At 62.5% G+C, this 4,181-nt stretch carries 3 protein-coding genes and 2 pseudogenes; all 5 read right to left on the bottom strand.

Features of this window, described 5'->3' with window-relative positions:
• Nucleotides 1–95: 95 nt before the first annotated feature.
• Nucleotides 96–497, bottom strand: a pseudogene (locus tag ACSSV4_RS22910) (DUF736 family protein); the annotation flags it as partial.
• A 124-nt stretch (nucleotides 498–621) separates the two neighbouring features.
• A pseudogene (locus tag ACSSV4_RS22905) lies at nucleotides 622–924 on the bottom strand (hypothetical protein).
• Nucleotides 925–1,024: 100 nt separating this feature from the next.
• Nucleotides 1,025–1,486, bottom strand: coding sequence for a DUF6915 family protein (locus ACSSV4_RS22900; protein WP_454277296.1), 462 nt, complete (start codon nucleotides 1,484–1,486; stop codon nucleotides 1,025–1,027).
• 1 nt (nucleotide 1,487) lies between these two features.
• On the bottom strand, nucleotides 1,488–1,874 hold the full coding sequence (locus tag ACSSV4_RS22895) for a DUF6878 family protein (protein WP_284376548.1): 387 nt from the start codon (nucleotides 1,872–1,874) through the stop codon (nucleotides 1,488–1,490).
• A 121-nt stretch (nucleotides 1,875–1,995) separates the two neighbouring features.
• Nucleotides 1,996–4,181, bottom strand: a 2,186-nt coding sequence (locus ACSSV4_RS22890; protein ID WP_454277295.1) for a strawberry notch C-terminal domain-containing protein, incomplete at its 5' end; no start/stop codon positions are given.

Genomic DNA, 4,181 nt, shown 5'->3' with positions numbered 1-4,181 from the left:
CTGGCCGCCAGCGCTCTATGCGCCCTTCACGCCCAACCCCAAAGTGGCCTACTTTTGCGCCGCCCTTTGGTCGGGTTTTACTCCGCCGTTGACACGGTGAAGGCGTTGTCGGCGTCCATGGCGGTGAGCTCGCCCGAGATCGAGCCGGATTTCATCAGGCCGTTCGAGACCAGCGGGATGATCTCGAACGCGCCGCTTTGGGCCGCACGCGCCTCTTTCGTCTGCACCGCGTTGACCCGGAACGGGCCCAAGCCGACATCGATCTGCATCGAGATATAGGGGTTGCCACTGGTGTTGCCGGTCTCGTTCCAGGCGGTGCCGATGCGCACCTTGCGGCCTGACTTGTTGACTGCCGTAACTTCAAAATCCGGGCTGCGTTCGGACATCTTGGCCCTTGCCTCGAGCTGGATGGCGATGTCAAAGCGCGCCCCGTGGATCATGCCGGTGTACTGAGCGGCTGCGGTCTCGACATTGCGGGTGAGGGTTCCTGCGAACATGGGATAGTTCCTTTTAGATTGGTCGGTGCCTGACGTTCTTGCCAGCGCTTCCGGGATTGCTTTCTCGACCCCTTGAGGGATCACAAATCAGAAAGCCTGCTTTCCTTTCAGCCCCGCCCACGGGTCAGAGCTGCCGTCCGAGTGGGAGCGCCCCCGCGCCTCCTTGTGCTACGCCCCTGCCCTGCCCCTATGGTCTTGATTCGCTGCCCGGATCTTCTGCGGCGTCCTTCGATTGCGCGGTGAAGAACTCCGCCTCTTTTCCGTTCAACCGTCGCCCTTCCCGGTCGGTCAGACCGATGCAGCTACCATTCGGCACATAGGTGATGAGGTACTGACCGAGCCGGTCCTTGTGGACAACGTAGCCGGTATTGGCCCAATGCACGGTCTGGCCGGCATCGACGACGGCCTTGATGTCATCGAGTGTCATGTGATCCTCCTTAAGAAGAATGGTGGGGAAACGACGCAAGCAGCCCGGTCGTCCAACCGGGCTTCCATGCAGTATTCGTTTGGCAAACGGCCGAGTGCTGTCAGGCACCTTGCGTGGCTTGCGTCGCGTGCGCCGCCATCCAATCCTTCAGACCAAGAACCGTTCTTCCGGCGGCGACTTCAGATGCCCAGGCGACCCTTGGGTCGCCGCAGGGCTCATCGCCGGAATGCCGGTCGATGTGGCCATTGGCCATCCATGGCTCAGGCTGTATCCGTCGCAGCCAGTCCGCCATGCTCGGAATGCGGCCCTGGCAGTCTTCGCGGATATGCTGCTCGCCGATCCAGCGCACGGGGATTTCTCGACCAGCGCTATTGGTCAGGGTCAGGCCGAAGACACGTTCGGCTTCAAACAGGCCAAGGGCGTGATGGCGCAAAGCTCTGTGCGTGAAGAGCGCGAGGTGCTCTTTCGAGGCGTCAAACCAATCGTGCACAGACTGATAGTCAGACGGCACCCCGCCGAATTTCCGGGCAGAGCTTTCAGCATGATGAAGCGGATGGGCCATCTCAAAGACCCTCGACATAGCTGTGCGAGCATTCGACATAGCGGTCCGCGTGATCGAGGATGATGCTGTCTAGTGCTATGTCCCATGTCAGCGTGCCGTAGCCGCCCTCGTTGTTTTCGAACCCCGGGTGATGGTGATAGGCGAGCGACCAGGCGAAGTCGCCAACCTCTGTGGCAAGCGGCTCCGGCAGTTGGATCTCTGCAGGCTGCACCGTCACATCCTCGACATTGCCGGAGTCGCCATAGCCTTCGTATTCGGCAGCGACCTCGTTGATGCCAAGCGCACGTAGTTGCGCGAGCAGTTCCGCTCGGGTCGCCTTCAAGGTGGTTTCGCGCTCTGCACGCCACTGAGCCGCCATTGCGGCATAGTCGATCTGTGGATTGGTCATGGGTCTGTCCTCTTATCTGAATTTGGGGGGCCGGGCCTTGCATTGGTCAGCGCGCGCCCGAAAAGCGCAGACTGGTGAAATCCAGATCCGCGGCGCCCGACCGGAAGCCCGCTTTGACTTTTCAGGCGGCTTGTTCTGCCACCTTGGCGACTCGCTGCCCCACGATCCGGGCCAGAATGCTTCCCGTGTCGATCCCGTCCCCATGCGGCAGGAACACACGCAACTGGAAGGCGATGATCTCGGTGAAGCAGCCGAGCGCCTTGAGGCCATCGATCATGCCCCGATCCGCACCGCCCAACTCAAGGCGCATCTCGCCTGCGACCCGGCGACGGGTCAGGGTCAGACCCCGGCCCAGATCGACAGGTGCGGTGGTGCCGAGGGCGGCGGTCAACATCTCCTGTGGCGTTTGCGGATTGGAGACGAGGAAGCGGGCGCGCAGCGAGGCCGCCCCTTCCTCACTCAGCGTCCGCCCGATCATGGCCGTCGCCCCGTCTGGCGTGACACGGTAGATCCGCTCATTGGTGGTCGGAATGTCCTTCCAGATCGGCAGCAGCAGCCCGGTCAGCAGGTAGAGCTTGGTCGTGGTGGTTTTTGGCAGGGACGCAGCCTCGGCATCCCAAAGCCGTGCGAACTCGGGCCTGTCAATCTCTTCCCAGGCCGAGGACTCAAACCGTGCCTCTTCGAGATAGCTCGACCCGTTTGGCCGCACCGCCTTGCGCATCAGCGTGACAATGTCCTCGTCATACATCTGCATGGGCCGCGCCGAGATGAGCGCCGCGCGACCGGAGGCGCGATTCACCATCGGCAGCTTGTCGGGATTGCGCGATATGGCCTCTTCGGCGACCAGGACATACACTGGGTCCGTCACCTCAAGTCCGATAATCCGCGTCACGGCGCCGGATTTCGGGCAGGTCCAGAGATCCTCGGTGGAGACCTGCTCGATCTTTTCGCCACGTAGGGTTTCGACGCCGAGATCGAGCGTGCCCGCCGCCCGCGCCCGTTCAGTCTGATCGGCAATCCGGCGCATGAACTCGGCAAAGACCGCGTTCTGCATGTGGATGGGCAGGGCCAGAACCCGGTTCAGAAACCGCTGGATCGGCGGCAACTCCTCGAGCAGCACCCCGTCCTTGTCGATCAGCCGCAGGGCTGTCCAGTCGGTGAAGCTCTCGTAGCTCATCGCCTCAGCGCGCCCGGCGGCAAGATCGGCGAAATACCCACGCAGTGCCGCCCGCGCGATCGGGCTTTCGAGATTGTCCTCCTCGCGGAACATGCCCTGCGAGCCGGTCTCGCGCTGACCCTTGGTCAAGGCCCCCAGCTGGTCGAGGCGCTTGGCGATCGTCGAGGTGAAACGCTTTTCGCCATGCACATCCGAGGTGCAGACCCGGAAGAAGGGCGCGCTGACCTGAGCCGAGCGATGCGTGCGCCCGAGCCCCTGGATGGCCGCATCCGCGCGCCAGCCGGGCTCCAGAAGATAGTGCCGCCGCCGTTTCTGGTTCTTCACCGTTTGGGCCGCGTGATAGGACCGGCCCGTGCCGCCTGCATCGGAGAAGATCAGGATATCCTTTTCGCCGTCCATGAAGGCTTGGGTCTCGGATGAATTGCTGCTGGCGGCGCGCTTCTCGATGAAGAGGTGGCCATCGTCCGCCTTCAGAGGTCGAATCGACCTTCCGGTCACTTCGGCCACGGCCTCGTCGCCAAAAGCCCAGAGGATCTGATCGAGCGCCGAGGGGATCGGCGCCAGCGTCATCAACTCCATCATGGCCGCATCGCGCAAAGCGAGCGCCTCGCGCGAGACAACGAGCGCCCCGGTCTCATCCCGCAAAGGTTCCGCCACCATATTGCCGTCGATTTCGACCAGCTTTTGCGCATGGATCGGGAAGGCCTGTTCGAGGTAGCCCAGCACGTAGTCACGCGGTGTCAAGGCCCCCTCAACGAGTTCATCCTCCGGGTCCATTGTCTCAAGTCGGCGTTTCAGCAGGCTCTCACCTGTCGAGACAACCTGGATGACGCAAGCCTTGCCCTCCGCCAGATCCTCCTTGATGGCGCGGATGATGCTTGGAGCCTTCATGCCCATCAGGAGATGGTTGAAGAAGCGCTGTTTCGTGCTCTCGAAGCGGGACTTGGCCGAGGCGCGTGCGGCCGAGGCATTGGTCTCGCCCGAGGCGTCGTTGACTCCGGTCGCGGTCAGCGCCGCCTCGAGATTGTGGTGGATGGTGCGTAATCGCGAGGACGCGATAATGCGAAGGAACGCGGGACTATCGCTATCATTCGGGGAGTTCAGGGCCACGTCCTTCACATTATTTCTCC

Source organism: Roseovarius sp. MBR-154, from assembly GCF_053628595.1.
The sequence above is the reverse complement of the archived record's forward strand: the minus strand, read 5'-3'. Positions and strand labels throughout refer to the sequence as shown.